The 26303-nt window shown below is 71.7% G+C and carries 26 protein-coding genes; 12 read left to right on the top strand and 14 right to left on the bottom strand.

The window, feature by feature from the left end; all coding sequences use genetic code 11:
* Positions 1-45: 45 nt before the first annotated feature.
* On the bottom strand, positions 46-885 hold the full coding sequence (locus tag QI633_RS16260) for a hypothetical protein (RefSeq protein WP_141798248.1): 840 nt from the start codon (positions 883-885) through the stop codon (positions 46-48).
* A 55-nt stretch (positions 886-940) separates the two neighbouring features.
* Here QI633_RS16260 and QI633_RS16255 point away from each other — a divergent pair, with 55 nt between their 5' ends.
* Positions 941-2356, top strand: a complete 1416-nt coding sequence (locus QI633_RS16255; RefSeq protein WP_260805909.1) for an MFS transporter — start codon at positions 941-943, stop codon at positions 2354-2356.
* Positions 2357-2368: 12 nt separating this feature from the next.
* Here QI633_RS16255 and QI633_RS16250 read toward each other — a convergent pair whose 3' ends face one another.
* Genes QI633_RS16250 through QI633_RS16240 form a run of 3 tightly spaced genes read right to left on the bottom strand, consistent with a single transcriptional unit; the run spans position 2369 to position 6799 of the window.
* A complete protein-coding gene (locus tag QI633_RS16250) occupies positions 2369-5551 on the bottom strand; it encodes a DEAD/DEAH box helicase (protein ID WP_282426351.1) in 3183 nt (1060 codons plus the stop codon).
* A gap of 57 nt (positions 5552-5608) precedes the next feature.
* Positions 5609-6142 carry a hypothetical protein gene (locus QI633_RS16245; protein ID WP_282426350.1) on the bottom strand — a complete coding sequence of 178 codons (534 nt, stop codon included), beginning with the start codon at positions 6140-6142 and terminating at the stop codon, positions 5609-5611.
* Positions 6143-6196: 54 nt separating this feature from the next.
* Positions 6197-6799 (bottom strand): cob(I)yrinic acid a,c-diamide adenosyltransferase, encoded by a 603-nt coding sequence (locus QI633_RS16240; protein WP_141798251.1) that lies wholly within the window; start codon positions 6797-6799, stop codon positions 6197-6199.
* A 163-nt stretch (positions 6800-6962) separates the two neighbouring features.
* Between QI633_RS16240 and QI633_RS16235 the strand changes: the two genes are divergently transcribed.
* Both QI633_RS16235 and QI633_RS16230 read left to right on the top strand, forming a co-directional pair.
* Positions 6963-7295: an STAS domain-containing protein gene (locus QI633_RS16235; RefSeq protein WP_260805910.1), complete on the top strand. Its 333-nt coding sequence runs from the start codon at positions 6963-6965 to the stop codon at positions 7293-7295.
* A 109-nt stretch (positions 7296-7404) separates the two neighbouring features.
* Complete coding sequence (locus QI633_RS16230) at positions 7405-9444, top strand: protein meaA (protein WP_141798253.1); 2040 nt, start codon at positions 7405-7407, stop codon at positions 9442-9444.
* A 104-nt stretch (positions 9445-9548) separates the two neighbouring features.
* On the opposite strand, the gene QI633_RS16225 is transcribed toward QI633_RS16230, so the two are convergent.
* On the bottom strand, positions 9549-9908 hold the full coding sequence (locus QI633_RS16225; protein WP_260805911.1) for an ArsC/Spx/MgsR family protein: 360 nt from the start codon (positions 9906-9908) through the stop codon (positions 9549-9551).
* Positions 9909-9993: 85 nt separating this feature from the next.
* On the opposite strand from QI633_RS16225, the gene QI633_RS16220 reads away from it, so the two are divergent.
* Positions 9994-10200: a hypothetical protein gene (locus tag QI633_RS16220; RefSeq protein ID WP_282426349.1), complete on the top strand. Its 207-nt coding sequence runs from the start codon at positions 9994-9996 to the stop codon at positions 10198-10200.
* Between the two features lie 33 nt (positions 10201-10233).
* A complete protein-coding gene (locus tag QI633_RS16215; protein WP_141798255.1) occupies positions 10234-10758 on the top strand; it encodes a ferritin in 525 nt (174 codons plus the stop codon).
* Between the two features lie 3 nt (positions 10759-10761).
* On the opposite strand, the gene QI633_RS16210 is transcribed toward QI633_RS16215, so the two are convergent.
* A complete protein-coding gene (locus QI633_RS16210) occupies positions 10762-11385 on the bottom strand; it encodes a DUF952 domain-containing protein (protein WP_222117798.1) in 624 nt (207 codons plus the stop codon).
* An 11-nt stretch (positions 11386-11396) separates the two neighbouring features.
* Positions 11397-12095, bottom strand: coding sequence for an endonuclease NucS (gene nucS / locus QI633_RS16205; RefSeq protein WP_141798256.1), 699 nt, complete (start codon positions 12093-12095; stop codon positions 11397-11399).
* Between the two features lie 25 nt (positions 12096-12120).
* On the opposite strand from nucS, the gene QI633_RS16200 reads away from it, so the two are divergent.
* The 3 genes from QI633_RS16200 (at position 12121) to QI633_RS16190 (ending at position 14468) form a co-directional block, all read left to right on the top strand.
* On the top strand, positions 12121-12432 hold the full coding sequence (locus tag QI633_RS16200; protein WP_282426348.1) for a DUF167 domain-containing protein: 312 nt from the start codon (positions 12121-12123) through the stop codon (positions 12430-12432).
* Between the two features lie 68 nt (positions 12433-12500).
* Positions 12501-13670 carry a 3-hydroxyacyl-CoA dehydrogenase NAD-binding domain-containing protein gene (locus QI633_RS16195; protein ID WP_141798257.1) on the top strand — a complete coding sequence of 390 codons (1170 nt, stop codon included), beginning with the start codon at positions 12501-12503 and terminating at the stop codon, positions 13668-13670.
* 12 nt (positions 13671-13682) lie between these two features.
* Positions 13683-14468 (top strand): alpha/beta fold hydrolase, encoded by a 786-nt coding sequence (locus tag QI633_RS16190; protein ID WP_282426347.1) that lies wholly within the window; start codon positions 13683-13685, stop codon positions 14466-14468.
* Here QI633_RS16190 and QI633_RS16185 read toward each other — a convergent pair whose 3' ends face one another.
* Together QI633_RS16185 and QI633_RS16180 are read right to left on the bottom strand one after the other, a co-directional pair.
* Complete coding sequence (locus tag QI633_RS16185; protein ID WP_141798259.1) at positions 14469-15638, bottom strand: endonuclease; 1170 nt, start codon at positions 15636-15638, stop codon at positions 14469-14471.
* 63 nt (positions 15639-15701) lie between these two features.
* On the bottom strand, positions 15702-16241 hold the full coding sequence (locus QI633_RS16180; RefSeq protein WP_282426346.1) for a CGNR zinc finger domain-containing protein: 540 nt from the start codon (positions 16239-16241) through the stop codon (positions 15702-15704).
* 39 nt (positions 16242-16280) lie between these two features.
* Here QI633_RS16180 and QI633_RS16175 point away from each other — a divergent pair, with 39 nt between their 5' ends.
* A complete protein-coding gene (locus QI633_RS16175; protein WP_282426345.1) occupies positions 16281-17294 on the top strand; it encodes an EamA family transporter in 1014 nt (337 codons plus the stop codon).
* Here QI633_RS16175 and QI633_RS16170 read toward each other — a convergent pair.
* The 3 genes from QI633_RS16170 to ccrA form a co-directional block, all read right to left on the bottom strand.
* On the bottom strand, positions 17272-18414 hold the full coding sequence (locus QI633_RS16170) for an AI-2E family transporter (RefSeq protein ID WP_141798261.1): 1143 nt from the start codon (positions 18412-18414) through the stop codon (positions 17272-17274). The two genes, QI633_RS16175 and QI633_RS16170, sit on opposite strands and share 23 nt — an antisense overlap.
* Positions 18411-19649 carry a hypothetical protein gene (locus QI633_RS16165; RefSeq protein ID WP_141798262.1) on the bottom strand — a complete coding sequence of 413 codons (1239 nt, stop codon included), beginning with the start codon at positions 19647-19649 and terminating at the stop codon, positions 18411-18413. The genes QI633_RS16170 and QI633_RS16165 overlap by 4 nt, the downstream gene beginning before the upstream one ends.
* Positions 19650-19851: 202 nt before the next feature.
* Entirely contained in the window at positions 19852-21189 is a 1338-nt protein-coding gene (gene ccrA / locus QI633_RS16160) for a crotonyl-CoA carboxylase/reductase (RefSeq protein ID WP_282426344.1), read from the bottom strand.
* 234 nt (positions 21190-21423) lie between these two features.
* Here ccrA and QI633_RS16155 point away from each other — a divergent pair, with 234 nt between their 5' ends.
* The gene (locus QI633_RS16155; protein WP_282429310.1) at positions 21424-22149 is read left to right on the top strand and encodes a 5-oxoprolinase subunit PxpA; all 726 of its coding nucleotides are present in this window, start codon (positions 21424-21426) and stop codon (positions 22147-22149) included.
* Between the two features lie 134 nt (positions 22150-22283).
* Here the strand turns inward: QI633_RS16155 and mce are convergent, their stop codons facing one another.
* Complete coding sequence (gene mce, locus QI633_RS16150) at positions 22284-22733, bottom strand: methylmalonyl-CoA epimerase (RefSeq protein WP_282426343.1); 450 nt, start codon at positions 22731-22733, stop codon at positions 22284-22286.
* Positions 22734-22872: 139 nt separating this feature from the next.
* Between mce and QI633_RS16145 the strand changes: the two genes are divergently transcribed.
* Positions 22873-24072, top strand: coding sequence for an acetyl-CoA C-acetyltransferase (locus QI633_RS16145; protein WP_141798266.1), 1200 nt, complete (start codon positions 22873-22875; stop codon positions 24070-24072).
* Between the two features lie 57 nt (positions 24073-24129).
* On the top strand, positions 24130-25077 hold the full coding sequence (gene meaB, locus QI633_RS16140; RefSeq protein ID WP_141800998.1) for a methylmalonyl Co-A mutase-associated GTPase MeaB: 948 nt from the start codon (positions 24130-24132) through the stop codon (positions 25075-25077).
* An 85-nt stretch (positions 25078-25162) separates the two neighbouring features.
* Here the strand turns inward: meaB and QI633_RS16135 are convergent, their stop codons facing one another.
* Positions 25163-26230 carry a polysaccharide deacetylase family protein gene (locus QI633_RS16135; protein WP_282426342.1) on the bottom strand — a complete coding sequence of 356 codons (1068 nt, stop codon included), beginning with the start codon at positions 26228-26230 and terminating at the stop codon, positions 25163-25165.
* Positions 26231-26303: the final 73 nt, after the last annotated feature.

The raw sequence follows: 26303 nt of genomic DNA, 5'->3' as shown, positions 1-26303 counted from the left end.
TCGTTGTCGCGAAACGGTAGGGACGCGCCGGGCGCGGCACCAGCGTCAGGCGGGCGGAAGGTTCCGCGCCGTCGCGGCCCTCTCGACCGCGTCGAGGTCGTCGGCGGTGACCAACCGGACCTCCGCGGTACGACGGCCGATCGCGAACCGCACGTTCTGCGCGCGCCCCTTCGTGCGGCACGGGTCGTCCTTGGGCCCGAAGGCGAGCATCGACACAGAGCGGATCGCGTCGTCGACCCGCTGCGCGCGGTCGAGGTTCCACGCGTAGCCGTGCCAGTGCAGCACCCGCTCGTAGATCTCCCGGTTGGACGGGGGGCGCGGGTAGTCGTCGGTGCCGGTGAGCCACGGCTCGGCGAGCGCGAGTGCGACGTACCACTCCCGCGACAGGCGGGGCAGGCTGGGCGCGGGGGCGGTCGCCGTACCGTCGACGTCGGTGTCGGGCGCTTCGGCGACCGGCCGGCGGGGGGCGGCCGGCGCGGAGGCCTGGACATCGACGACGATGGTCAGGTCGTCGTAGGTCCCCGTCGTGGTCTCGCGGCCGCGGAGCACGACCAGCTGGTTCTCGCCCTCGTCGAGCAGGAGCGACATGCCCTCCACCAGCGTGACCCGCCGCGCGCCGCCCGGGGCGTCGAACAGGCTCGCCACCTGGGTCTCACCAGCGCCGTGCCAGCGCAGCCGGGCGATCTCCTCACCCACGACGAGCTCACCGAGCAGGCGGGAGACGTGCGGGGCGCAGCGCGGCAGCGCGATTGCCGTCGTGCGCAGTGCGTCGTCCGGGCTGTCGAGCGGTACGGCGTGGTGCGGCGAGCGCCCGAACAGCAGCGTCTCGCCCGAACCGAGCGTCACGGTCGGCAGGCCGGCACACCTCAGTCCCACCCTCAGCATGGCGGCATCCAATCACAGCCCCCTCACCAACTCCCGTCTCCACTACGCTCGGCAAGTGGATCCGACCTGCGCCGAGGTCACCGTCGGGTCGCGGACCGGTCGCACGGTCCTCGCCGCGGCGATCCTGGGCTCCTCGCTGGCGCTGCTCGACAGCACCGTCGTCAACGTCGCCCTGCACCGGATCGGGGAGGACCTCGAGGCCAGTCTTGGCGAGCTGCAGTGGGTCTCGAACGGCTACCTGCTCAGCCTCGCCTCGCTCACCCTGCTCGGCGGCTCGCTCGGCGACCGGTTCGGGCGACGCCGGATCTTCATGACCGGCGTGCTCGGCTTCGCCCTCACCTCGGTCGCGTGCGGTCTCGCCCCGACTGCGGAGGTCCTGATCCTCGCCCGGATCGCACAGGGCGTCGCCGCCGCATTGCTCGTGCCGGGCAGTCTCGCCATGATCCAGGGCTCGTTCGCGCCCTCCGACCGGTCCCGAGCGATCGGCACCTGGTCCGGGCTCGGCGGCGTCGCTACCGCGATCGGCCCCTTCCTCGGCGGCTGGCTGGTCCAGTCGGTGAGCTGGCGCTGGGTGTTCCTCATCAACCTGCCCGTCGCCCTGTTCACCCTGGCCGTCGCCCGCCGAGTCCCCGAGACCCGCGACCCGTCGGCGGTGCGGGGCTTCGACCTCTCTGGCGCGGCGCTGTGCACCCTCGCGCTGGGCGGTCTCACCTATGCGCTGATCGAGTGGCGGACCGAGCCGACGGTCGCCGTCGTCGCGCTCGTGGTCGGCCTCGTGGCCGGGGTCGCCTTCTGGTTCGACGAGCGCCGCTCGCACGCGCCGCTGCTGCCGCCGGGGTTGTTCGCCTCACGTCAGTTCAGCGCCGCGAACGCGATGACCCTGCTGACCTACGCCGCGCTCGGCGGCGTCCTCTTCTTCCTCGTCCTGCAGCTGCAGACCGTCGCCGGCCTCGGCCCGCTCGAGGCCGGCCTGTCCACGCTGCCGATCACGATCGTCATGCTGCTGCTCGCCGGTCGCGGGGGCGCCCTCGCCGGCCGGATCGGTCCGCGCCTGCCGATGACCGTCGGCCCGCTGCTGTGCGCGGTCGGCGCCCTGCTGCTGAGCCGGATCGACGCCGAGCTCGACTACTGGACCGAGGTCGCCCTGCCGCTGACCGTGTTCGGGCTGGGGCTCGCCTCGCTCGTGGCCCCGTTGACCGCGGCCGTGCTGGCCGCCGTACCCGACGAGCACGCCGGTGTCGCCTCGGGCGTCAACAACGCCGTCGCCCGCGCCGGCTCGCTGCTCGCGGTCGCCGCCCTGCCGCTCGTGGTGGGGCTCGCGGGCGCCGACTACCAGCGCCCGGAGGTCTTCGATGCCGGTTACCGCACGGCGATGCTGTGCTGTGCCGGCCTGCTGGTCGCCGGCGGTGCGCTGTCGTGGCTGCTGATCCGCAACCCGGCGTCCGAGGTCAGCGCCGCTCCGGCGCCCTGACCGGCACCGGCGTCACTCCTCGAACAGACCGCGGATGTCCTCGGCCCCGATCGACGTGCTCATCGCTCCGTCGCCGTCGATGACCTGTGCGAACAGCTCGGCCTTGCGGGCCTTGAGCTCCATCACCTTCTCCTCGATGGTGTCGGTCGCGACCAGCCGGTAGACGTGGACGTGGCGCGTCTGGCCGATCCGGTGGGCGCGGTCGACGGCCTGCGCCTCGGCGGCGGGGTTCCACCACGGGTCGAGCACGAAGACGTAGTCGGCCTCGGTGAGGGTCAGGCCGGTGCCGCCGGCCTTGAGGGAGATGAGGAAGACGGGGGAGGCACCGGAGCGGAACCTGTCGATGACGCCCGCGCGGTCGCGGGTCGTGCCGTCGAGGTAGGTCGTCGCGATCCCCACGTCGTCGAGGCGCGAGCGGACCCGGGTGAGGAAGGACGTGAACTGGCTGAACACCAGAGCCCGGTGGCCCTCGGCCGTGATCTCGGCGAGGTGCTCGACGAGCACGTCGAGCTTGGCGGAGCCGACGCTCTCGTGCTCGTCGTCGACGAGCGCGGGGTCTAGGGCGAGCTGGCGCAGCTTGGTCAGCGCGCTGAAGATGGCGACCCGGTTGCGGTCGAAGTCCTCGACCAGGCCGAGGATCCGCTGCCGCTCCTTGGCCAGGTGGGTGTCGTAGATCCTGCGGTGCGCGGCGTCGAGGTCGACCTGGAGGACCTGCTCCTGCTTGGGCGGCAGGTCGTCGGCGACCAGTTCCTTGGTGCGCCGCAGCAGGAACGGCCTGATCCGGGCTCGGAACCGGTCGAGCACGACCTGGTCGCCGTCGCGCTCGACCGGCCGCACGACCTTGTCCTGGAACGTGCGCGGCCAGGGGTACAGGCCGGGCACCGTGATCGAGAGCAGCGACCACAGCTCCATCAGCCGGTTCTCGAACGGCGTGCCGGTGACGGCGAGGCGGAACGGCGCGTCGATGGTGCGGATCGCCTGGTAGGTCTTGCTCTGGTGGTTCTTGGCCTGCTGTGCCTCGTCGAGCACCAGCCCGGACCAGGCCAGGTCGGCGTACTCCTCGTGGGCCAGCCGGAGCAGGGTGTACGTCGTGACGACCACGTCGTGGTCGCGGGCCAGCGCCGCCACGTCGTCGGTACGACGCGAGGCCACCGCGACGCGCAGGCCCGGCGCGTGCCGGGCGGTCTCGGTGGCCCAGGCGGTGACGACGCTGGTCGGGGCGACGACGAGGAAGGGCGCGTCGAGAGGACGTTGGGCGCGGGCGTGGGTGATGAGGGCGAGCACCTGGAGCGTCTTGCCGAGACCCATGTCGTCGGCGAGCACACCGCCGAGGCCGTGCTGCCACAGGAATGCCAGCCACCAGAAGCCCTCGCGCTGGTAGCTGCGCAGGTCGGTGACCAGGCCGCGCGGCTCGGGTCGCGGGATGTCGGTGAGGTCCCGCAGCGCCCGGGCCCGCTCGACCCACGCGGCGACCTGGGCGTCGACGAGACCGGTCTCGGCGAGCTGGGCCCACAGGCCGAGGTCGTGGTGGCCGATGCCGATCCGGTCGCCCTCGCGCTCGCGCAGCTCGGCGGCCGCGGTGACCACCTCGCGCAGCCGGTCGAACTCGGGGCGGTCGGTGGTCACGTAGAGCCCGCTCGGCAGCACGAGGAACTCCAGGTCGAGGGTGAGGGCGGCGAGGACGTCGGGCAGCGGGATCTGCTCGCCGTCGACGCTGACGGTCACGGCCAGGTCGAGCCAGTCGGTCGTGCTGGACGTCGTGCTGGAGTCGGGCTCGACCAGGTCGAACCGGATCTCGGGCGCCACGTCGGCCTCGCGGAAGTCGGGCCGCTCCTCCTCGACGACCCGCACGCCCTCCGTCTCGCGCAGGTGCGGCAGGTCGTGGATGGCCAGGGTGAGGGCGTCGCCGTCGATGAGCGTCGAGACCTGCAGCAGCGCCGGCGGCACGGTCGCGAGCAGTGCCTGCTCCGCGGCACGGTCCCTGACCCCGCCGAGGGAGTCGCTGCTGGTGAGCGGGCAGCTGCGCTCCGGGTCGGCGCCGTACTGCCAGTGCCACGCCAGGCCCGCCTTGGTGGAGGTGTGCCACGAGACGGTCAGCACCAGTGTCGGCGACAGCGGCTCGGGCAGCTCGACCGACGACGCGTCCGCGCGCACCGGCACCAGCCGCATCAGCCCGGGCAGCGTCTCGCGGAAGTCGGCCAGGTCGGCGGGCGGGACCAGGATCGGCGGGCCGTCGACCAGGTGGCGCAGCGCGGGCGGCACCGGGGTCGTGGTCGCGGCGATGAGGAGGTGGCCGCTGTCGTCGAGCAGGCCGACGACCGACGCGGGGGAGCCGACCAGCACCACGGACTCGTCGCGCCAGGTCCGCTCGGCGAGGGTGACGACCGCGCGCATCGTCGTACCGCCGTCGACGTCGCCGAGCTCGGCGACCACCTCGGCCGGCTCGTCGGCGACCTCGACTGAGACCAGTGGCCGGGCGGCCAGCAGGGTGACGCCGGCGTCGCGGGCGTTGCGCAGGGCGCGGACCACCTGGTCGCCGAACTCGTCGAGCGCGGGGGAGACCCCGGCGGAGTAGTAGCCGCGGTGGCCGGCCCACTGGGTGTGCAGCGCGGCGAGCGCGTCGGCCTGCCGCTGCACGAAGCCGCGCGGGCTGCCGGCGACGTCATTCCACTCGGCGCCGCTCTTGATCCACGGCTTGCTCTTGCCCTGCCGCAGTGGCCGGACCCGCAGCGTCGGGCCGGCGGCGCGGTAGCTGCCGCGACCGCGGTCGAGGGTCACCTCCAGCGCGAGCGGCACCTCCTCGCGCACCGACGGCTGCTGGCGCGCCAGCTCGCCGACCAGCCGCTCCACCGAGCGTCGCCACGCGGCCTCGCCGGCCGGCTGGGTGAAGGTCTGGCGCAGGCTCAGCGCCAGCGCGGCGCCGTGCTTGCACACCGAGCGCACCGGGCAGGTGCACACCGTGAACACCCAGCCGGCGTAGCTCGCGTTGGGTGCCTCGACGTGCAGCTGGACCTGGTACGGCGCCTCCCGGCTCCCGAGGACCTCCGCCGTCGCCGTGACCGACGCCGCCGAGCGCATCCCGATCTCGGGACGCCGGACGCCGCCCGCAGCGACGATCGAGCGGGCACGCTCCAGCGTCCCGGCGTCGAAGTGGCGCGCCAGGAAGTCGTCGGTCAGCTCGGCGAGGACGTCCACGGTTCCCTCATCGTGGCACGCACCTGCGACGAAGGCCGGATCGCGGCGGGACGAGCCTCACCGACCGGTGCGACGGCGCTTCCCGGTGCCCTCGGGGAACGGCCAGGGCAGCGTGATCGAGCCGCCGACCGGCAGCCCCGACCAGCGGGCGGCGAACTCGTCGTACCGCGCGAACAGCCGCTCCAGCAGCGCCGGGGCGACCTCGCTGTCCTCGACCCGCCCCGGCCATGCCGGGTCCGGGCGCCGCCGCCCGCGCCTGACCTCCCACAGCGCCACCGTGAGGGACGCGAGCCGCTCCGAGCGCGCCATGTCGGCCGACTCCTCGGGGGTCGGCTCGCGTCGCCTCCTCGACGAGGCGCGGCGCGTGGCCGGGTCGGCCGGCCAGAACAGCCCGTCGTCGCCGTCGGCCGCCGCGAGCCGGCCGTAGACGCCGCCGCGGATGCCGTCCTCGACCTCCACCAGCAGATGCGCGACGTCGTGGGGCACGGCGTCGCTGTGGCCCGGTCCGTTGCGCGGCGCGAGAGCCGCGCCGACCGAGCGGTCGACGGCGATCTCGTAGCGCCCGGCGAGCTTCGTGAAGGTCACGTCCACCGCTGCATCGTCGGCAGTGCGGACCGCCGGGTGCAACGGGTTATCCGCGGCGCCTCAGCTGGTCTGCTCGCGCTCGTCGGAGTAGCCGCGGTCGCCGCCGGGCACCCACAGCACGTCGCCGACCTCGCGGTTGGCGTGCCGGGCCAGGATGAACAGCAGGTCGCTGAGCCGGTTGAGGTAGGTGATGGCGAGCGGGTTCATCGTCTCGCCGTGCACGGCGTTGGCCGCCCACGCGGCCCGCTCGGCACGTCGTACGACGGTGCGCGCGACGTGCAGCTGCGCCGCCGCCGGGGTGCCGCCGTTGAGGATGAAGGACCGCAGCTTCTCGAGGTCCTCGTTGAAGTGGTCGCACCACCTCTCGAGCCGGTCGATCGAGGGCTGCTCGATCCGCAGCGGCGGGTACTCCGGGTCGGCCACCACCGGGTTGCACAGGTCGGCGCCCACGTCGAACATCTCGTTCTGGACGTGCGTGAGCACGGCGACGACGTGGTCGCTGAGCCCGCCGGTCGCCACGGCCACCGCGATCTGGGCGTTGGCCTCGTCGACGGTCGCGTAGGCCTCGAGCCGCAGGTCGGTCTTCGACGTCACGCTCATGTCGCCCAGGCGGGTCTCACCGGCGTCGCCGGTGCGCGTGTAGATGCGGGTGAGGTTGACCATGGCTCGCAGGGTAGCCGGGGCTGCGGCACGAAAAAGTTCGGCCCGGCATGCAACCGATCGGACTGCCGGAGCGTCATGGTGGGTAACAGGCGTGTGGGGCGCCTGCCCAGGACGATCTCGGGAGGGAACCATGGCAGCACGACAGCTCACTCACCCTTCCGTCGTGCGCAGTTCCGTCGAGCATGTCCTCGGCGAGCCCGTCCTGGTCCTGGCCGGCGACCTCGACGTCCGCAGCACGGGCGAGCTGCGCGCCGCCGTCCACGACCACATCCACGCCTGCGGCACCGACCTGATCAGCCCGGTCGTCATCGACATCAGCGCTGTCCGCTCGGTCGACGCGACCGCGCTCAAGGTGATCGCCGCCGCGAGCCGACAGGCCCAGCGCTACGGCGTGCGCGTGGTCCTGCGCGGCGCCCGGCCTGCTGTCCGGCGGATGCTCCACCTCACCCACCTGATCCGGCTGATCGAGCTCGAGCGGGAGCCGATCCCCGCCTGAGCGCGGGCCCGGTCGCCGTGTCAACGCCGCCTGCTCGGGGGCGGCGTTGTGGAGAACCCCACACGGACGGCGGTTACCAACAGGTAGGGATCGGCCTACGCTTCGGCGTATGAGCACCTCGCCCGACGCAGCCGGCCCCGCCGGGAAGGCATCGCACGCCAAGGACCGCCCCTGGGTGATGCGGACCTACGCCGGTCACTCGACCGCCGAGGCGTCCAACGCCCTGTACCGGACCAACCTGGCCAAGGGCCAGACCGGCCTGTCGGTGGCCTTCGACCTGCCCACCCAGACCGGCTACGACCCCGACAGCCCACTGTCGCGCGGTGAGGTCGGCAAGGTCGGCGTACCGGTGCCGCACCTGGGCGAGATGCGCAAGCTCTTCGACCAGATCCCCCTCACCGAGATGAACACCTCGATGACGATCAACGCGACCGCCATGTGGCTGCTCGCGATGTACCAGGTCGCTGCGGAGGAGCAGAACCCCGACTCCTCGCCGTCCGAGGTCGCCCACCAGCTCGCGGGCACGACGCAGAACGACATCATCAAGGAGTACCTCTCGCGCGGGACCTACGTGTTCCCGCCCGAGCACTCCCTGCGCCTGATCGGCGACATGATCGCCTACACGGTCCACGAGATCCCGAAGTGGAACCCGATCAACATCTGCAGCTACCACCTGCAGGAGGCCGGCGCGACGCCGGTGCAGGAGATCGCGTACGCCATGTGCACCGCGATCGCCGTCCTCGACCAGGTGAAGAACTCCGGACAGGTCTCCGACGACGACTTCGAGAAGGTCGTCGGCCGGATCTCCTTCTTCGTCAACGCGGGCGTGCGCTTCGTCGAGGAGATGTGCAAGATGCGCGCCTTCGTCGACCTGTGGGACGAGATCACCCGGGAGCGCTACGGCGTCACCGACGAGAAGATGCGCCGCTTCCGCTACGGCGTCCAGGTCAACAGCCTGGGCCTCACGGAGGCGCAGCCCGAGAACAACGTCCAGCGCATCGTGCTCGAGATGCTCGCCGTGACGCTGTCGAAGAAGGCCCGCGCCCGCGCCGTCCAGCTCCCCGCGTGGAACGAGGCCCTCGGCCTCCCGCGCCCCTGGGACCAGCAGTGGTCGCTGCGCCTGCAGCAGGTCCTCGCCTTCGAGTCCGACCTGCTGGAGTACGACGACATCTTCGACGGCTCGCCCGTCGTCGAGGCCAAGGTGCAGGAGCTGATCGCCGGCGCCAAGGCCGAGATCGACCGGGTCCAGGCGATGGGCGGCGCGATCGCCGCCGTCGACTCCGGCTACATGAAGCAGGAGCTGGTCTCCTCCCACGCCCGCCGCCGGGCGGCCATCGAGGCCGGCGAGGAGATCATCGTCGGCGTCAACAAGTTCGACACCACCGAGCAGAGCCCGCTCACCGCGGACCTCGACGGCGCGATCATGGTCGCCGACCCGGAGGCCGAGAAGTCGGCCCTCGCCTCGGTCGAGGCGTGGAAGGCCCAGCGCGACGCCGGCGAGGTCGAGGCCGCTCTCGCCCGGCTCGCCGAGGACGCCAAGTCCGGCACCAACCTGATGGCCGCCACCCTCGCCGCCGCCCGTGCGGGCGCGACCACGGGGGAGTGGGCCGGCGTCCTGCGTGAGGTCTTCGGCGAGTTCCGCGCCCCCACCGGCGTCGCCGGTGCGGTCGGCGTCGCCGAGGCCGGTGCCGAGCTGACCGCCGTCCGCGAGGCCGTGCGCGCCACGGGCGAGGAGCTCGGAGGCCGCCTGCGCCTGCTGGTCGGCAAGCCGGGCCTCGACGGCCACTCGAACGGCGCCGAGCAGGTCGCCGTACGCGCCCGCGACGCGGGCTTCGAGGTGATCTACCAGGGCATCCGGCTGACCCCGGAGCAGATCGTCGCCGCCGCGGTCGCCGAGGACGTCCACTGCGTCGGCCTCTCGATCCTGTCCGGCTCCCACATGGAGCTGGTGCCCGCCGTCCTCGATGGTCTGCGCGCGGCCGGGATGGGCGAGGTCCCCGTCATCGTCGGCGGGATCATCCCCGAGTCCGACGGGAAGGCGCTGATCGAGCAGGGCGTCGCCGCGGTCTACACGCCCAAGGACTTCGGGCTGACCGAGATCATGGGCGGCATCGTCAACGTTATCCGCAGGGCCAACGGCCTGGGGTGAGACCGCCGCTCACTTGTAACTAAGTGTTACAGCACTGATTTGGTGCCTGTGGGGCCAGAGTGGTGGATATCTGTGCTGTAACACTTAGTTACATGACCCGTCGGTCACTCGGCCGCGATCACCCGGGACAACGACTCGGGGTCGCGACCGACGACCGTCGTACCGTCCGAGGCGGTGAGGATCGGGCGCTGGATGAGGCGCGGGTGCGCGGCCATCAGGTCGAGCCATGCCGCGCGCTGCTCGGCCGCCCGGGCGGGCAGCGTGACGCCCAGCTTGCCGGCGTCCGCCGTACGCGCGATGTCCCAGGGCTCGAGGCCGAGGCGGGCGAGCACGTCCTCGAGCTCGGTGATGGTCGGCGGCTCGTCGAGGTAGCGGCGGACGGTGTAGTCGACGCCGGCGGCCCGGAGCTCGCTCTCGGCGGTGCGGCACTTGGAGCAGGCGGGGTTCAGCCAGATCTCGATCACGACCGGAACCCTAGTAGTCCGCGGCACATGTGAGCCGCGTCACGTCGGTTAGGTCTGCCTACCCTCAATCGCTTACCCTCGTCGTGTGGGCAAGGACAAGAAGAAGTCGAAGGGGAAGGTGCGCAAGCTCCCCAAGACGAAGTGCTGCGTGTCGAAGTCGCGCTGCGGTCGCTGCCCCCTGCGCATGCTCAAGGAGGGCACCCTCCCCGAGGGCTACACCGTCAAGAAGCGCGTGCTGGTGCGCGCCGACGGCAAGAAGGTCACCAAGAAGAGCCTGCAGAAGGCCGCCTGAGGCTCGCTCACGCCGCCGACTAGGCTGGCGCCCATGGCCGCACCCCGCTTCACCGACCAGCTCAACGTCCAGATCGGCAACGAGTTCGCCGCGCACAACCAGTACCTCGCGTGCGCCGTGCACTACGACGCGCTGACGATGCCCCAGCTGGCGGCCTTCTTCTACGCCCAGGCGCTCGAGGAGCGCCTGCACGCCATGATGATGGTGCAGTACCTCCTCGACACCGACGCTCCCGTGAAGATCCCGGGCGTCGAGGCGCCGGTCGCCGTCTTCGACGACGTCGTCGCGCCGATCGAGCTGGCCTTGGAGCAGGAGAAGCGGGTCACCGAGCAGATCAACGGCCTGCTGCGCATCGCCCGCGACGAGTACGACTTCGCCTCCGAGCAGTTCATGCAGTGGTTCATCAAGGAGCAGGTCGAGGAGGTCGCGACCATGAACGACCTGCTCGCCGTGGTCACCCGCAGCAAGGACGACATCAACGCGATCGAGGACTGGGTCGCCCGGGAGCAGGGCGCCGGCGACACCGACCCGACCGCTCCGCCGGCCGCCGGCGCCTGACGCTCAGCGTCCGGCGCGCGGGTGCCGCAGCCGGTAGACCCCTACTGCCAGCACCACGCCGAGCGCGATGCCCAGCAACCCGCCGAGCGCCGTACCCGCGGCGATCGGCAGCGTGCTGCCGAGGGCCGTGCCCGCCACAGCGACCAGCAGCACGATGCTGAGGACGGCGACGTTGAAGAACACCTCGCGGAAGTAGACGCGGGAGAAGCTCTCGGTCGGGCGGTCCGGAACGTCCGGGCGGTCCGGGCGGTCCGCGACGGGTGCGGGCTCCGGGGCCGGCGTCGGCGCGGGCTCGGTGGATCGCTGCGCCGCGAGCGGGATCGCCTTGACCACCGCCGTCACCGGCAGCGGTCCGTAGATGTGGGGGAAGGTCTCGCCCGCGCCCGGGAACGGCTCCTCGTCGACCACGGGTACGTCGAGCACTCCCGGGTCGATCTGCAGCAGCACCATCGGGTCGGTGACCTCGCCGTAGAACCGGTCGCGCACGCCGGTCCACTGATCGGCCCGGCTGGCGTGGATGAAGCCCTCCTCGGCAAGGCTGCGACCGAGCGTGGAGGTCGTGTAGGAGCCCGCGCGCTGAGCCTCCTCCCAGTCGCGGAGCAGGGCGAGGTGGAAGATCGGCGTCATGGCGCGGCGGCTCAGAAGAGCCGGTCCTCGGCGTTGTCGAGCCCACGCAGCGCGTCGTAGTCGACCACGGCGCAGGCGATGCCGCGGTCCTCGGCGAGCACGCGAGCCTGCGGCTTGATCTCCTGGGCGGCGAAGATGCCGCGCACCGCGCCCTTGCCGGTCAGCAGCGGGTCGCGGTTGAGCAGGTCGAGGTAGCGGGTGAGCTGCTCGACGCCGTCGATCTCCCCGCGGCGCTTGATCTCGACCGCGACCGAGAGGCCCTCGCCGTCGCGGCACATGAGGTCGACCGGGCCGATGGCGGTGGGGAACTCGCGCCGGACCAGGGTCAGGCCGGCGGACAGCGTTCCGGGGTGCTCGGCGAGCAGCTCCTGGAGGTGCTTCTCGACGCCGTCCTTCTGCAGTCCGGGGTCGATGCCGAGGTCGTGCTTCGTGTCGTGGTGAATCTCGTCGATGAGGATCCGCAGCGTGTCGGGCGTCTGGCCCTTCGGCGCCTTCGCGGTGACGGTCCACTCGACCCGGCCGTCCTCGGCCTCGCCCTCCCGGACCGTGCACGGCGGCGACATCCAGTTCAGCGGCTTGTAGGAGCCGCCGTCGGAGTGCACGAGCACCGAGCCGTCGGCCTTGAGCATGAGCACCCGGGTCGCCATCGGGAGGTGCGCGGTCAATCGGCCTGCGTAGTCCACCTGGCAACGCGCAACGACGAGTCTCACGGGCGACGAATCTACAGTCTGCGTCGTGGAGATCGACGACCAGCCGTGGTGGCGCCCCGAGCACGTCGACGAGCAGGGCCGTACGACGACCTGGCTGCTCGCCGTACGTGTCCTGCCGGGCGCCTCTCGCACGGGCCCGGCGGGCGCGACGGGCGTGGACGGAGCCGAGCTCAAGATCCGGCTCGCCTCGCCGCCCGTCGACGGTCGAGCCAACGACGAGCTGGTGCGCTGGCTGGCCAAGGAGCTCGGCGTCCCCCGCTCTGCGGTGAGCCTGGTGCGCGGCCAGGCCTCGCGGTCCAAGCTGGTCCGCGTCGACGTGACCGCCCGCCGGATGTGACGTCTGTCTCTGTCCACATGGTTACCGACTGGTAGTCAGTGGGCCGGACGGATGCCACACTGCCAGCCATGACTTCGAGCGAGCAGATCTTCAACACGCTGGTGCTGCCGTACCTCAACCACGCGGTGCGCACCTACGAGTCGGGCTACGCCTCGGTGACCGACATCGACGCCGCCATGCGCTTCGGCTGCGGCTACCCGAAGGGCCCGCTGACCGTCGTCGACGAGATCGGCGCCGCCCAGGTCCGTGACCTGCTCGCCGCCCGGTACGCCGAGACCGGCGACCACCTGCACGAGCCGGCGGGCCTGCTCGACAAGCTCGTCGCCGAGGGCCGCACCTTCGCCGACGAGGCTGCTGCCGCGGGCGAGGCCGCCGCGCCGCAGTTCAAGCACGACATCACCAAGGTCGGCGTCGTCGGCACCGGCACCATGGCCTCCGGCATCGTCCAGGTCTTCGCACAGGCCGGCTACGAGGTCATCTACGTCGGCCGCAGCCAGGAGAAGCTCGACGGCGTCGTCGGCTACATCACCAAGAACCTCGACCGCGCCATCGCCAAGGGCAAGGGCACCGAGGGCGACAAGGACGCGCTGCTGGGCCGCCTCACCGGCTCGACCGAGCGCGAGGCGCTGGGCGGCGTGGACATCGTCGTCGAGGCCATCGCGGAGGACCTCGAGCTCAAGCTCGAGCTGTTCCGCGACCTCGACCGGATCTGCAAGCCGGGCGCCATCCTCGCGACCACCACCTCGTCGCTCCCGATCACCAAGCTGGGCGAGGCAACCGGCCGCCCGCAGGACGTGATCGGCATGCACTTCTTCAACCCGGCCCCGGTCATGAAGCTGGTCGAGATCATCACGACCCCGGCCACCGCCGCCGACGTCGACGAGACCGTGCGGGCGCTGACCGCCAACGTCGGCAAGGTCGGCGTCTCCGCCGGCGACCGCTCGGGCTTCATCGTCAACCTGCTGCTCTTCCCCTACCTCAACGACGCGATCAAGCTCGCCGAGGGCGGCGAGGAGCTCACGACCATCGACGCCGCGATCAAGGAGACCGCCGCGTTCCCGATGGGCCCGTTCGAGCTGCTCGACGTGGTCGGCAACGACGTGTCGCTGGCCATCCAGAAGGAGCTGTACGCCGAGTTCGGCGAGCCGGGCTTCGAGCCGGCCGGCACCCTCGTCGCCAAGGTCGACGCCGGCGAGCTCGGCCGCAAGACCGGCAAGGGCTTCCACGACTACGCCTGACACAATGGCGGAGTGACGCTTCACCACACGGCTCTCGGTTCCACCGGGAGCCGTGTGGTCTTTCTCCACGGGCTCTTCGGCCAGGGCAAGAACTGGACCGGGATCGCCAAGCAGCTCGCCGGCAGGCACCGGGTGCTGCTCGTCGACCTGCCCCACCACGGGCGCTCCGCGTGGCCCGACCGCTTCGACTTCGCCGAGACGGCGGCGCTCGTCGCGGACGTCATCCCGGCCGACGAGCCGGTCGCGCTGGTCGGTCACTCGCTCGGCGGCAAGGTCGCCATGGTGCTCTCCCTGCTCCACCCCGATCGGGTGGAGCGCCTGTGCGTCGCCGACATCTCACCCGTGAGCTATCCCGAGGGCCGCGAGTTCCAGGGCTACATCTCCGCGATGCGCGCGATGGACCTGACGCAGGTGGTCCGCCGGGAGGACGCCGAGCGACTGCTGGAGCCCGCGGTACCCGACCCGACGGTGCGCTCGTTCCTGCTGCAGAACCTGCGGCGCGACCCCACCGCGCCCGGCGGCTGGAGCTGGCAGGCCAACCTCGATGTGCTCGGCCGCGACCTCGGCGCCATCAGCGGCTGGCCCGAGGCGGAGCTGGCCCACGTGGCGCCGTACGACGGACCGGTGCTGTGGCTCGCCGGCGGCCGGTCGAGCTACGTCCAGCCCGCCTACGACGCCGCGATGGACCGCTGGTTCCCGCGCAACCGCAAGGTGACGATGAAGGACACCGGGCACTGGCTGCACTCAGAGCGCCCGGAGCTCTTCCTCGAGATCCTGCAGCGGTTCCTGGGGGACTGACTACCAGATCGCCTCGGCGTACTCCGGGTGGTCGACGAACGGGTTCCGGTTGCCCTGGTAGTCGCGGTAGATCCGGTCGTTGCGGGCCCGCTCCGCGGCCGTCGGCGGGTCAGCGGCGCTCCAGGCGAGCAACACCGAGATCTTGCCGAGGTACGGCGTAGTGCCGTTGATGCTGTCGTTGAGCTCGAGGTCCGCGAAGCCGTCGCCGCCCTCGTAGCGCACGGCCATGTACATCAGCCCGCGAGCCACGTCGCCCTTGACCGAGTCGCGGGGCTCGAAGGAGTCGGCGTCGGAGAAGCAGTCGGGGCACTGAGCGACTGCGGAGCCGCCGTTGTCGAAGTCCTTGTTGCCGCGGGTGGAGTTGACGGTGACGTCCTCGGGACGTAGGTGGTGCAGGTCGGTGCCCGGACCGGCGCTGGTGCCGAAGTCGCCATGGCTCTGCGGCCACGTGTGCTCGCGGTTCCAGTCGTCGGCATCACCGCCGTTGGTCGACTTCGGGACGGAGCGGCCGGAGTAGAACTCGATCACGTTGTTGCTGTTGGCGGGATCGGCGTCGGTGACCTTGAGCGCGTCCCAGACCTGCGTGTAGCTCAGCGTCCGGTTGCCGTCGATGATGCCGTGCAGTGCCGCCGCGAGCGCGGCGCCGGTCTTGCCCGCCGCGGGGTCGTAGTAGCCGGCCGGGATGCTCGGGTCGGTGCCGCCACCGCCGTCCCCACCGCCGTCCCCACCTCCGGAGCCGGTGAGCGCGAAGTCGGTGCCGTCCTTGAGGCCGGGGTGGGAGAAGTACGCCGTGAGGGTGCCTGTGACGTCGACCTGCTTGCCCATCAGCGACGGGTTCGACCTCAGGCCGAAGGACGCGCGGAACGCGGTGGGCACCTGCACGTAGACCATCTGGCTGGTCGCGGAGGTGCCCGGTGCGTCGGCGAGGGCGATGGCGTAGTCGTTGGGGAACCCGCTGGTCACCACGGTCGAGGTCGCGGTCGGCTGCCCGACCACGTACCCGCGCACGGTGGCGGTCGAGGAGTTCTGGGTGGCGATCGCCTGCGCGACGGTGAGCGGGGCTGCTGCGGCCGCGGGCCCCGGGCGAGGCACGAGGAGGGCGGTAGCGGCCAGCAGGGACAGGAGGACGGCGTGGAGCGCGCGACGGCGCAGCCCGAGCGTGCGTGTCATGCCGGGATCCTCGTCCTCTGCAAGGCTTGGCGCTAGGTGCGCGGCGGAATCGTCACGCCGAGGTCACTCCTCGTTCGCCTGGCGGGCGCGGTACGCCGCCACGGCGTTGCGGTTGCCGCAGGTGACCGAGCAGAACCGCTTGGACCGGTTGCGGGACAGGTCGAGGACGATGCCCTCGCAGGTGTCGTCGGCGCACACCGAGAGCCGCGACATCTCGTCGGCGCGGATCACGTCGATCATCGCCATGGCGGTCTCGACCACGATCCGCTCGGCGAACGGGGCCTGGTTGTCGACGGCGTGCAGGTGCCAGTCGTGACCGTCGTGGCGGCGCAGCTGGGGGAGGGCGGAGGCGTCGCGGAGCATGGCGTTGACGATGTCGGCGGCGTCGTCGCGGTCGGCGGTCAGCAGGACGCGGAGCCGGGGTGCGATCGCCAGCACGGCGTCCACCTCGGCTTGGTCGCCGTCGTGGCGCCCGGTGTAGGCGAAGTCGGCGAAGAAGGCGTCGAGCTCGTCGGGCGTGCTGATCGTCACCGGCTCCAGGCTGCCGTTGACCAGTGCCACGGCCGCCTGCAGGGACAACGATGTGTCATGGGCGAAAACCACTTTGACAGGTTACTGCATCGAGGCCTAGTGTCATGAGTCATGACGACGTTGACTCGTGACGCATCGCGGGACGCCACCCGGGCCGGCGTACTCCTGGCGCTCACCTCGGCGATCACGTTCGCGCTCTCCGGCGCCCTCGCGCGGCCGATGCTCGACAGCGGCTGGACCGCCGGCAGCATCGTGCTGCTGCGGATCGCGATCGGCGCGCTCGTCGTCCTGCCCTTCGGCCTGGTCGCGCTGCGCGGCCGCTGGGCCCTGCTGCGCCGTGCCGCTCCCACGGTCCTCCTGTACGGCGGCCTGGCGGTCGCCGGTGCCCAGTACTGCTACTTCTCGGCCGTGCGGACCATGGAGGTCGGCCCGGCCCTGCTCATCGAGTACACCGCGCCCGCGGCGGTGGTCGTGTGGATGTGGCTCGCCCACGGCCAGCGTCCCGGCCGGCTCACCGTGGCCGGGGCCGTCGTCGCGGCCCTCGGCCTGGTGCTCGTCCTCGACCTGTTCGCCGGCGCCGACGTCGACGTCCGCGGCACTGCGTGGGCGCTCGCCGCGATGGTCGGTGCGGCGACCTACTTCGTCATCTCGGCCGACGAGCGCAGCGGCATCCCGCCGATGGCGCTGGCCGCGGGCGGCCTGGTCGTCGGCGGCCTGCTGCTCGGCGTCCTGGGACTGACCGGCCTGATGCCGATGGCGGCCTCGTCGAGCACCGTCGCCTACGCCGGTGTCGACGTCGCCCCGTGGACGGTGCTGCTCGCCCTGGGCCTGGTCACCGCCGCCCTCGCCTACACAACCGGCATCGCCGCCAGCCGCCGCCTCGGCTCGCGGCTGGCCTCCTTCGTCGCACTCAGCGAGGTCGTGGCCGCCGTCGCGTGGGCGTGGCTGCTCCTCGACCAGCTCCCCGCTCCCGTCCAGTTCGTCGGCGGGGCACTCATCCTCGCCGGCGTGATCGGGGTCAAGCTGGGGGAGCGCAGCGTCGTGGTCGGAACCGATCCGCTGCCGGTCGTGCCGGCCGAGCCCGCTGAAGCGAGCGAGAGGCTCAGCGCAGGTCCTGCTGCTTGACCACGACCTCGCGCACGACCAGCAGGATCGCGGCTGCCACCGGGATGGCGAGGAGTGCACCGACCACGCCGAGCAGTGCGGTGCCGACCAGGGCGGCGATCACGATGACCGCGCCGGGCAGGTCGACGGACTTGCTCATCACCCGCGGGTAGACGACGTAGTTCTCGAACTGCTGGTAGATCACGTAGAACACCACGCAGGCGATACCGGTCTTGACGTCGGTCGCGAAGGCGATCGCCGAGACGATCACCGCGCCGAGGGTGGCGCCGATCATCGGGATGACGTCGAGGACGGCGACGACGAAGGCCAGCGCGACGGCGTACTCGCTGATCGGGGTCAGTGACAGGAACACCAGCGAGCTCAGGCCGGCGCAGAGGGCGACCAGGAAGGCGCCGGAGACGTATCCGCCGATGTTGGCGATCACCTTGTCGCCGAGCTTGGCGACGCGCTCGCGTCGTGAGGCCGGGGCGAGCTTGTAGAGGGCGCCGGTGGTGGTCTTCAGCGAGGCGAGGAAGTAGAGCGTCAGCACGACGATCACGAACAGGTTGAACAGCGCCGAGACGATCTTGAGGCCGAAGCCGAGCGCGCCTCCGAAGAGGGCCGAGAGGAAGTTCTCGTCGGTGATCTTGGCCTGGAGCTTGTCGATGATGTCGTACTCGTCGTTGAGCTGCTGGATGCGCTTGTTGCGCTGGAGCTCGTCGAGCCAGCCCGGCGCGTTCTTGGTGATCGCGGTGATCTGGTCGGTGATGACCGGGACGATCGCCACGAGGAACAGCGCGACGGTCCCGAGGGCGAGAACGATCACGACCGTGACCGCCCACGAGCGACGCAGGCCGTGGCGCTCGAGGAAGCTCACCGCCGGGTTGAGGCCCGCTGCGAGGAAGAAGGACACCACGACCAGCATCAGCACCGAGCCGATGCCGATGACCGCCTGGAAGAGCCAGAAAGCGGTCAGCGCGCCGAGGGCACCGATGAAGCCGTAGTAGAACGGCGAGCGTCGGTCGAACGGCTTCCCGAGCCGGCCGTACGGCGCGTCCTCGGCGTCGACCGGCGCCGCCGGGTCGATCCCGGCGTGCTCGGTGACGCCGTCGGTCGCGGCTGCCTCGGCGGCGCCGCTCAACTCTCGTCCTCGCCGAAGCCGGCGACGAGGTCGGCGAGCGAGGACAGCTGGGCGGTGATGGCGGCCCGGCGCTTGGTGAGCCGGTCGAGCTCGGAGCGGCGTACGGCGATCTCGCGCTCGAGCTCCGCGTCGCCACTCGCAGCGATCGCCTCGGCCTGCGTGCGGGCCGAGGCGACGACCTGCTCGGCCTCGCGACGAGCCCGGCTCAGCACGCCCTCGGCCTCGGTCTGCGCGGCGGCCCGGTTGGCGGCGGCCTTCTTGCTGGCCTCGGCGGCGCGGGCCTCGGCGGCGCTCGCGCGCTGCTCGGCCTCCTCGACCAGGCGGCGGGTCTCGGCGACCGCGGTGTTGTGGTGGTCGGTGGCCTCGCGGGCGAGGCGCTCCTTCTCCATGGCCAGCGCGCGCCGCGCCTCCTGGACCTCGCGGTCGACGGCAGCGCGGGCCTGCTCGACCTCGCGCTGGGCCTGGCTGCGCTGCTCGGTCGTCTCCTGCTGGGTCGCGAGCCGGAGCTGGTCGGACTCGCGCCGGGCGGCGGCCAGCATGTCGGCGGCCTCGGTCTCGGCGAGGGAGCGCTCCTGCTCGGCGTCGGTCAGCAGACGGGTGCGGTTCTCCTCGAGCTCGCGCAGCTGGACCGCGCGCATGTCGTCGGCCTCGCGGGCGGCCTCGGCCCGGATCGCCTTCGCGTCGCGGGCGGCCTGCTCGCGGATCTCTCGGGCGTCGGACTCGGCGGTGGCCCGGATCTCCGCGGCCTCCTCCTCGGCCAGGCGAAGCATGGCGCTCGCGCGGCCGCCGAGACCGGCGTACGACGGGTTGTCGGTCTCGGCCAGCTCGGCGCGTGCCTTGGCGAGCTCCTGCTCGAGGTCGATGACCCGCTGCTCGGACTCGTTGAGGCTGGCGCCCAGCGTGGCCTTCTCGCTGGAGAGCTGACGGATCTGGGCGTCGACGGCGTCGCGGTCGTAGCCCCCCTTGCGCACGATCGGAAGGCCGCCGGTGGCGCCGGGGGCGTTGAAGCCGACGGGGCGGGCGGCGGTGCCGGTGCTCGTGGCGGACGGCGCGGCGGCGGGCCGGGGGGCCGCGGCTGTGGGGGCGGCCGGCGGGGCGGCCGGCGTCTGGGCCGTCTTCACGGCCGGGATCACCTGGGTGGACTGGTCGTCGGTGGCCTTGGTGGTCACGGGCGTGGACTCCTTGGTGGGGGTGGGCTCGTCGTCGTCGAAGATGGACAGACCCTCGTCGCTCATGTGAACTGAGCCTCCCTGGCTCTCGCTGCGGTCATGGGGGGATGTGCGCGTGCACGAACCCGCCCATGATCCCTGATCGCCCCAGCGATTCCCACCCCGGCGCGCGGGACCGGACCGCGTCGCTACGCGGATCCGGCCGCAGATGCGAGCCGGGCGGGCCCGTGCTCGCGCACGGACCCGCCCGGTTCGTCGTACTGCAGGCTCAGATGCCGCGGAACAGGTTGATCTTGTCGAGGTGCTTCTCGCGGAGCTCCTCGTTCTTGACGCCGAGGCCCTCCTCGGGGGAGAGGCACAGGACGCCGACCTTGCCCTGGTGCTTGTTGTGGTGCACGTCGAGGGCGGCCTGGCCGGTGTCCTCGAGCTTGTAGGTGCGCGACAGGGTGGGGTGGATCTTGCCCTGGGCGATGAGGCGGTTGGCCTCCCACGACTCCCGGTAGTTGGCGAAGTGGCTGGAGATGATCTTCTTGAGGTTCATCCACAGGTAGCGGTTGTCGTACTCGTGCATGTAGCCCGAGGTGGAGGCGCAGGTGGTGATGGTGCCGCCCTTGCGGGTGACGTAGACGCTCGCGCCGAAGGTCTCGCGGCCCGGGTGCTCGAAGACGATGTCGATGTCCTCGCCGCCGGTGAGCTCGCGGATGGCCTTGCCGAAGCGCTGCCACTCCTTCGGGTTCTGCTTGGTGCCGTCCTCGTTCCAGAACTTCGGAGCGAGCTCGGAGCGGTTGATGACCATCTCGGCGCCCATGTTGCGCACGATCTGGGCCTTCTCCTCGTTGGAGACCACGCAGATCGGGTTGGCGCCGCCGTTGAGGGCGTACTGCGTCGCGAAGCCGCCGAGGCCGCCGGAGGCGCCCCAGATCAGGACGTTGTCGCCCTGCTTCATGTTGCCGCCGTTGGCCGAGACGAGCTGGCGGTACGCGGTGCAGTTGACCAGGCCGGGGGAGGCCGCCTCCTCCCAGGTCAGGTGCTCGGGCTTCGGCATCAGCTGGTTGGCCTTGACCATGGCGACGTCGGCGAGGCCACCGAAGTTGGTCTCGAAGCCCCAGATGCGCTGGGAGGGGTCCATCATCGTGTCGTTGTGGCCGTCGGGGGCCTCGAGCTCGACGCTCAGGCAGTGCGCGACGACGCGGTCGCCCGGCTTCCACTTGGTGACGCCCGCGCCGACGGCCAGCACGACGCCGGACAGGTCGGAGCCGACGATGTGGTAGGGCAGGTTGTGCCGCGCGCCGAGGTCGGACTCACGTCCGTAGCGCTCCAGGAAGCCGAAGGTGGAGACCGGCTCGAAGATCGAGGTCCACACGGTGTTGTAGTTGATCGCGGAGGCCATGACCGCCACGAACGCCTCGCCCGGCCCGAGCTCGGGGAGGGCGACCTGGTCGACGTGGAGGGACTTGCGGGGGTCCTTGTCGCGAGAGTCGATGCCCTCGAACATGTCGACCTCGTCCTTGTGGACCGTGACGGCCCGGTAGGACTCGGGAAGGTCGAGGTTGGCGAAGTCCTCCGCGGAGGACTCCGCCTGGATGGCGTCGAGGATGTGCTGCACGGTCGTCGTCTCCCTGGGATTCGTTGCGAGCCAGATGGGCCCAGATGGGCTGGGTGGCAATACGGCCGCCGCGAAGATACCCGTCGGTAACCGCTCGGTGACGGGTTCGTGACACTCGTCTCATCGGACCAGTGCCGCGGGCGGCTGCACCGTCCTGGGCTCGGCGGCGCATCGATGGGCCACGATAGGGCCATGACGTTGCATCCGGGTTCGGCGTCCACGCCGGACGGCCCGATCGGGGTGGTCGACCTCAACGCGGACGTCGGCGAGTCCTTCGGGCGCTGGCAGCTCGGCGACGACGACGCGCTGCTGCCGCACCTGACCAGCGCCAACGTGGCGTGTGGCTTCCATGCCGGGGACCCGCTGACGCTGCGCCGTACGTGCGACCTCGCGGTGTCCCTCGGCGTGTCGATCGGCGCCCAGGTGGGCTATCGCGACCTGGCCGGCTTCGGGCGCCGCTTCGTCGACGTACCGACCGACGAGCTGGCCGCCGACGTGCTCTACCAGCTCGGCGCCCTCGACGGCATCGCCCGCGCGGCCGGCGGCCGGCTGTCCTACGTCAAGCCGCACGGCGCGCTCTACCACGCGGTCTCGCGTCACCCGGAGCAGGCTCTCGCCGTCATCGACGCGGTTCGCGCGTACGGCGGCCTGCCGGTCCTCGGCCTCGCCGGCTCGGCCTTCCTGGCGGCCGTGGCCGAGGCCGGTCTGGAGGCGGTCGGCGAGGGCTTCGCCGACCGCGCCTACCTGCCCGACGGGGGACTGGTGCCGCGCTCTGCGCCAGGCGCGGTGCTGACCGACCCGGTCGCGGTCGCCGCCCAGGCGGTCGAGCTGGCCCGGTCGGGCGACGTGCGCTCGCTGTGCGTCCACGGCGACTCGCCCGGTGCACCGGCGCTGGCCGCCGCGGTGCGGGCCGCGCTGGACGCTGCGGGACTGCCCGTCGGCGCCTTCGCGACCCCATGAGGCTGCTGCCGTACGACGACCGTGACGTCGCATCTGACGAATGGGCTGTGAAATGGCCTCGGCGGCAGCCCATTCGTCAGATGCGACGGGAAGACCCGCTGGGCCTGAGCCCGGCTGACGGCGGGTGCTGAGGATCAGTGACCGTCGGCTGCCGGCTCGACCAGCTCGACCAGGACACCGCCGGCGTCCTTGGGGTGCACGAAGTTGATCCGGCTGTTCGCCGTACCGCGCCGGGCCTCGGGGTAGAGCAGGCGCAGTCCGCGCTCGCGCAGGATCGCGGAGACCTGGTCGAGATCGGTGACCCGGTAGGCGAGCTGCTGCAGGCCCGGGCCGCTGCGGTCGATGAACTTCGCGATGGTCGACTCGGCGTTGAGCGGGGCGAGCAGTTGGATCTTGGAGTCGGTGTCGCCGACGGCGACCATCGCCTCGCGCACGCCCTGCTCCTCGTTGGTCTCTTCGTGCGCGACGTGCATGCCGAAGTTGTCGCGGTAGAACGCGATCGCCTCGTCGAGGTCGGGGACCGCGATGCCGACGTGGTCGATCGCGGTGAACAGGTGGGTGGGGACGCCTTCAGTGATGCTCATGCGCGTCATTGTGCCGTCGCCCGCTACCCGGAGTGGTGTGACGAGTGCCTCACCGACCGCACGATGGACCCCTCGCCGGGTCCCGCTACCCACGAGTACGCTCGAAAGAGTTCCGACCACACGTCTGCACGGAGGAAACATGTCCGACAACCCCAGCGTCATCGTCGCCGGCGCCCGTACGCCGATCGGTCGCCACCTCGGCGCCCTCAAGACCCTGTCGGCCGCGGACCTCGCCGGTGTCGCGATCAAGGGCGCGCTGGAGAAGGCCGGCGTCTCCGGCGACCAGGTCGACTACCTGATCCTGGGCCAGGTGCTCCAGGCCGGTGCCGGTCAGAACCCCGCGCGTACCGCGGGTCTCGCCGCAGGCCTGCCGCCGCAGGTTCCCTCCATCACCGTCAACAAGGTGTGCCTGTCGGGCATCAACGCCATCGCCCAGGCCGACCAGCTGATCCGTGCCGGCGAGGCCGACATCGTGGTCGCCGGTGGCACCGAGTCGATGACCCAGGCCCCCCACCTTCTCCCGAAGAGCCGCGAGGGCTTCAAGTACGGCGACACCGCGCTCGTCGACTCGCTCGCCTACGACGCGCTCTTCGACCAGGCCACCCAGCAGGGCATGGGCAACCTGACCGAGGCGACCAACGCGTGCCGCGAGACCCCGCTGACCCGTGAGGAGCAGGACGCCGTCGCGGCCCGCTCGCACCAGCTCGCCGCCGCCGCGCAGAAGAACGGCGTCTTCGACGACGAGATCGTCCCGGTGTCGATCCCGCAGCGCAAGGGCGACCCGGTCGTCGTCAGCCAGGACGAGGGTGTCCGTGGCGACACCACCGCCGAGGGCCTCGCGGGCCTGCGCCCGGCGTTCGCCAAGGACGGCACGATCACCGCTGCCTCGTCCTCGCAGATCTCCGACGGCGCCGCCGCGGTCGTGGTGACCAGCAAGAAGAAGGCCGAGGAGCTCGGTCTCCCGATCCTCGCCGAGATCGTCAGCCACGGGCAGGTCGCCGGCCCGGACTCAACCCTGCAGCTGCAGCCGGCCAACGCCACCAAGAAGGCCCTCGACAAGGCCGGCCTGACCGCCGCCGACCTCGACCTGGTCGAGTTCAACGAGGCCTTCGCCGCCGTCGGCATCGAGTCGGCCCGCGCCCTCGGCATCGACGAGGACAAGGTCAACGTCAACGGTGGCGCCATCGCCATCGGTCACCCGCTCGGTGCCTCCGGTGCGCGGATCACGCTGCACCTCGCGCTCGAGCTCAAGCGTCGCGGCGGTGGCCTCGGTGCCGCCGCCCTGTGCGGCGGTGGCGGCCAGGGTGACGCGCTGGTCCTGCGGGTTCCGGCCAGCTGATCGGCCGAGCGGACAGCGTTGCCTGACGCGAGCAACATCCAGGGCGGCCGTCGCGGGATCACCGCGGCGGCCGTTCCTGCATGGGTCGAGAAGGCCCGCGAGGGCGACCCGCGCGCGGTCGGGCGGCTGGTGTCGCTCGTCGAGGACGAGTCGCCGCTGCTGCCCGAGCTGATGCGGGCGCTGGCGCCGCACGCCGGTCACGCCCACGTCATCGGGCTCACCGGCTCCCCGGGCGTCGGCAAGTCGACGTCCACCAACGCGCTGATCGGCGAGCTGCGCCGGCGCGGGCGCCGGGTCGCCGTCCTCGCCGTCGACCCGTCCTCGCCGTTCTCCGGCGGCGCCCTGCTGGGCGACCGGATCCGGATGGGTGACCACGTCCTCGACCCCGGCGTCTTCATCCGCTCGATGGCCGCCCGCGGCCACCTCGGCGGCCTGGCCTGGACCACGCCGCAGGCGCTGCGGGTGCTCGACGGCGCCGGCTTCGACGTCGTCCTGGTCGAGACCGTCGGCGTCGGCCAGAGCGAGGTCGAGGTGGCCGGCCAGGCCGACACGACGATCGTGCTGCTCGCGCCCGGGATGGGCGACGGGATCCAGGCCGCGAAGGCCGGCATCCTCGAGATCGGCGACCTCTACGTCGTCAACAAGTCCGACCGCGAGGGCGCCGACAAGGTACGCCGCGACCTGCGGTCCATGCTCGGCCTCGCCGAGCGGCGCGACGGCGCCTGGCGGCCCCCGGTCCTCAAGACCACCGCGTCCAACGGCGACGGCGTGACCGACGTCGTCGACGCGATCGACGAGCACGCAGCCTGGCTGCGCGACAGTGGCGAGCTCGGCCGCCGCCGGGTCCGCCGCGCCCGCGACGAGATCGAGACCCTCGCGCTCACCGCCCTGCGCAAGCGCTGGGGCAGCGTCGGCGAGGGGGACCGGCTCGACGAGCTCGCCGCCGCGGTGGTCGCGGGCGAGGTCGACCCGCACACCGCGGCGACTCAGCTGACCGCCGGCTGACTCCCCCTAATCGTTCGATCGAACGGTTAGGGGGATTTCCGGGCGCCCAAGTCCCTCGAACCATTCGATCGAACGATTCGGAGACTCAGCTGAACGTCGGTCCCAGCGGCAGGAACGGCGGGCCCGGCAGGTCGATGCGCGGCGCGTTCGCGGCGTCGATCACGGTGACCGTCGTTGGCTGGCCGACCCGCACGCCCTCGGGGTCGCGGAGCACGACCGAGAACGTCTCGGCCGGCTCCAGGACGGCGTCGGTGGCGACCGGGATCCGCACCGTGCCCCTGACCTTGCCGGCCGGGATCTCCACCCGGGCCTGGAAGGCGGGCAGGTCGGAGCCGACGAGCGCCGTACCGGAGGCGGCCTCGACGACCACCGCTGTGGCGCGGCCGGCGGGCTGGGCGAGCTCGAGGGTGACGACCGCGTCGGTGCCTTCGACGGCGTCCTTCGCGACCGCGGTGACCAGTGGCGTCGGGAACCCGGGACGGCCGTTCTCGTCGAGTGCGGTGAAGCAGTAGCCGCGCCGCTTCGCGACGCGGATCACCCGCTCCACGGCGCCGACTGAGATCGGCGAGCGGTTGACGCCGTCGTGCTGGAGCACGATGTTGCGGCCAGGGTGCAGGCCCGCGAGGATCCGGCGCGCGATCTGCTGCGAGCTGCCCGACTTCCAGTCGAGCGAGTCGTCGGTCCACAGGACGGGGACGTAGCCGGAGGCCCGGATCGCCCGGCGTGCGGGCTTCGCGAGGGCGCCGTACGGCGGGCGCATCAGGTCGGTCGGGTGCAGCCCGGCGGCCTTCATCGCGCGTCGCGTCGCGCGCAGTGAGCGCCGCACGTCGCGGTAGGACTGGCGGCTCATGTCGCGGTGCGCCCAGCTGTGGTTGGCCACCAGGTTCCCGGCCTGCTCGACCTCGAGCGCGGCCGCCGGGCTGGCCGCGACCCGCTGCCCGACCATGAAGAACGTCGCCGGGACCTGGTTGCGGCGCAGCACCTGGACCAGCCGGTGTGTCGTACCGCGGGCCGGACCGTCGTCGAAGGTGAGCGCCACCTTGCCCGTGCAGCCCTTCGCGACCTCGGGCGGCATCGCCTCGGCCGGCGACGCGAGCGTCACCCCGCCGAGGGTCAGCAGGACGACGAGGAGCGCGGGGACAGGACGGAGCACCGCCACAGCATGAAGGGTCCGGGCGCCCCGAACCGGCATTTCGGCGGATTCCGGACTGTGACGTCGCTCCTGC

Source organism: Nocardioides sp. QY071 (genome assembly GCF_029961765.1).
In the GTDB taxonomy this organism is placed as follows: Bacteria; Actinomycetota; Actinomycetes; order Propionibacteriales; family Nocardioidaceae; genus Nocardioides.
The sequence above is the reverse complement of the archived record's forward strand: the minus strand, read 5'-3'. Positions and strand labels throughout refer to the sequence as shown.

Bases quoted from the DNA above. Each gene is read 5' to 3' on its own strand.
- QI633_RS16260 (WP_141798248.1), bottom strand. From the start codon at position 885: ATGCTGAGGGTGGGACTGAGGTGTGCCGGCCTGCCGACCGTGACGCTC.
- QI633_RS16240 (WP_141798251.1), bottom strand. From the start codon at position 6,799: ATGGTCAACCTCACCCGCATCTACACGCGCACCGGCGACGCCGGTGAG.
- QI633_RS16230 (WP_141798253.1), top strand. From the start codon at position 7,405: ATGAGCACCTCGCCCGACGCAGCCGGCCCCGCCGGGAAGGCATCGCAC.
- QI633_RS16215 (WP_141798255.1), top strand. From the start codon at position 10,234: ATGGCCGCACCCCGCTTCACCGACCAGCTCAACGTCCAGATCGGCAAC.
- QI633_RS16210 (WP_222117798.1), bottom strand. From the start codon at position 11,385: ATGACGCCGATCTTCCACCTCGCCCTGCTCCGCGACTGGGAGGAGGCT.
- QI633_RS16195 (WP_141798257.1), top strand. From the start codon at position 12,501: ATGACTTCGAGCGAGCAGATCTTCAACACGCTGGTGCTGCCGTACCTC.
- QI633_RS16185 (WP_141798259.1), bottom strand. From the start codon at position 15,638: ATGACACGCACGCTCGGGCTGCGCCGTCGCGCGCTCCACGCCGTCCTC.
- QI633_RS16175 (WP_282426345.1), top strand. From the start codon at position 16,281: ATGACGACGTTGACTCGTGACGCATCGCGGGACGCCACCCGGGCCGGC.
- QI633_RS16165 (WP_141798262.1), bottom strand. From the start codon at position 19,649: ATGAGCGACGAGGGTCTGTCCATCTTCGACGACGACGAGCCCACCCCC.
- mce (WP_282426343.1), bottom strand. From the start codon at position 22,733: ATGAGCATCACTGAAGGCGTCCCCACCCACCTGTTCACCGCGATCGAC.
- QI633_RS16145 (WP_141798266.1), top strand. From the start codon at position 22,873: ATGTCCGACAACCCCAGCGTCATCGTCGCCGGCGCCCGTACGCCGATC.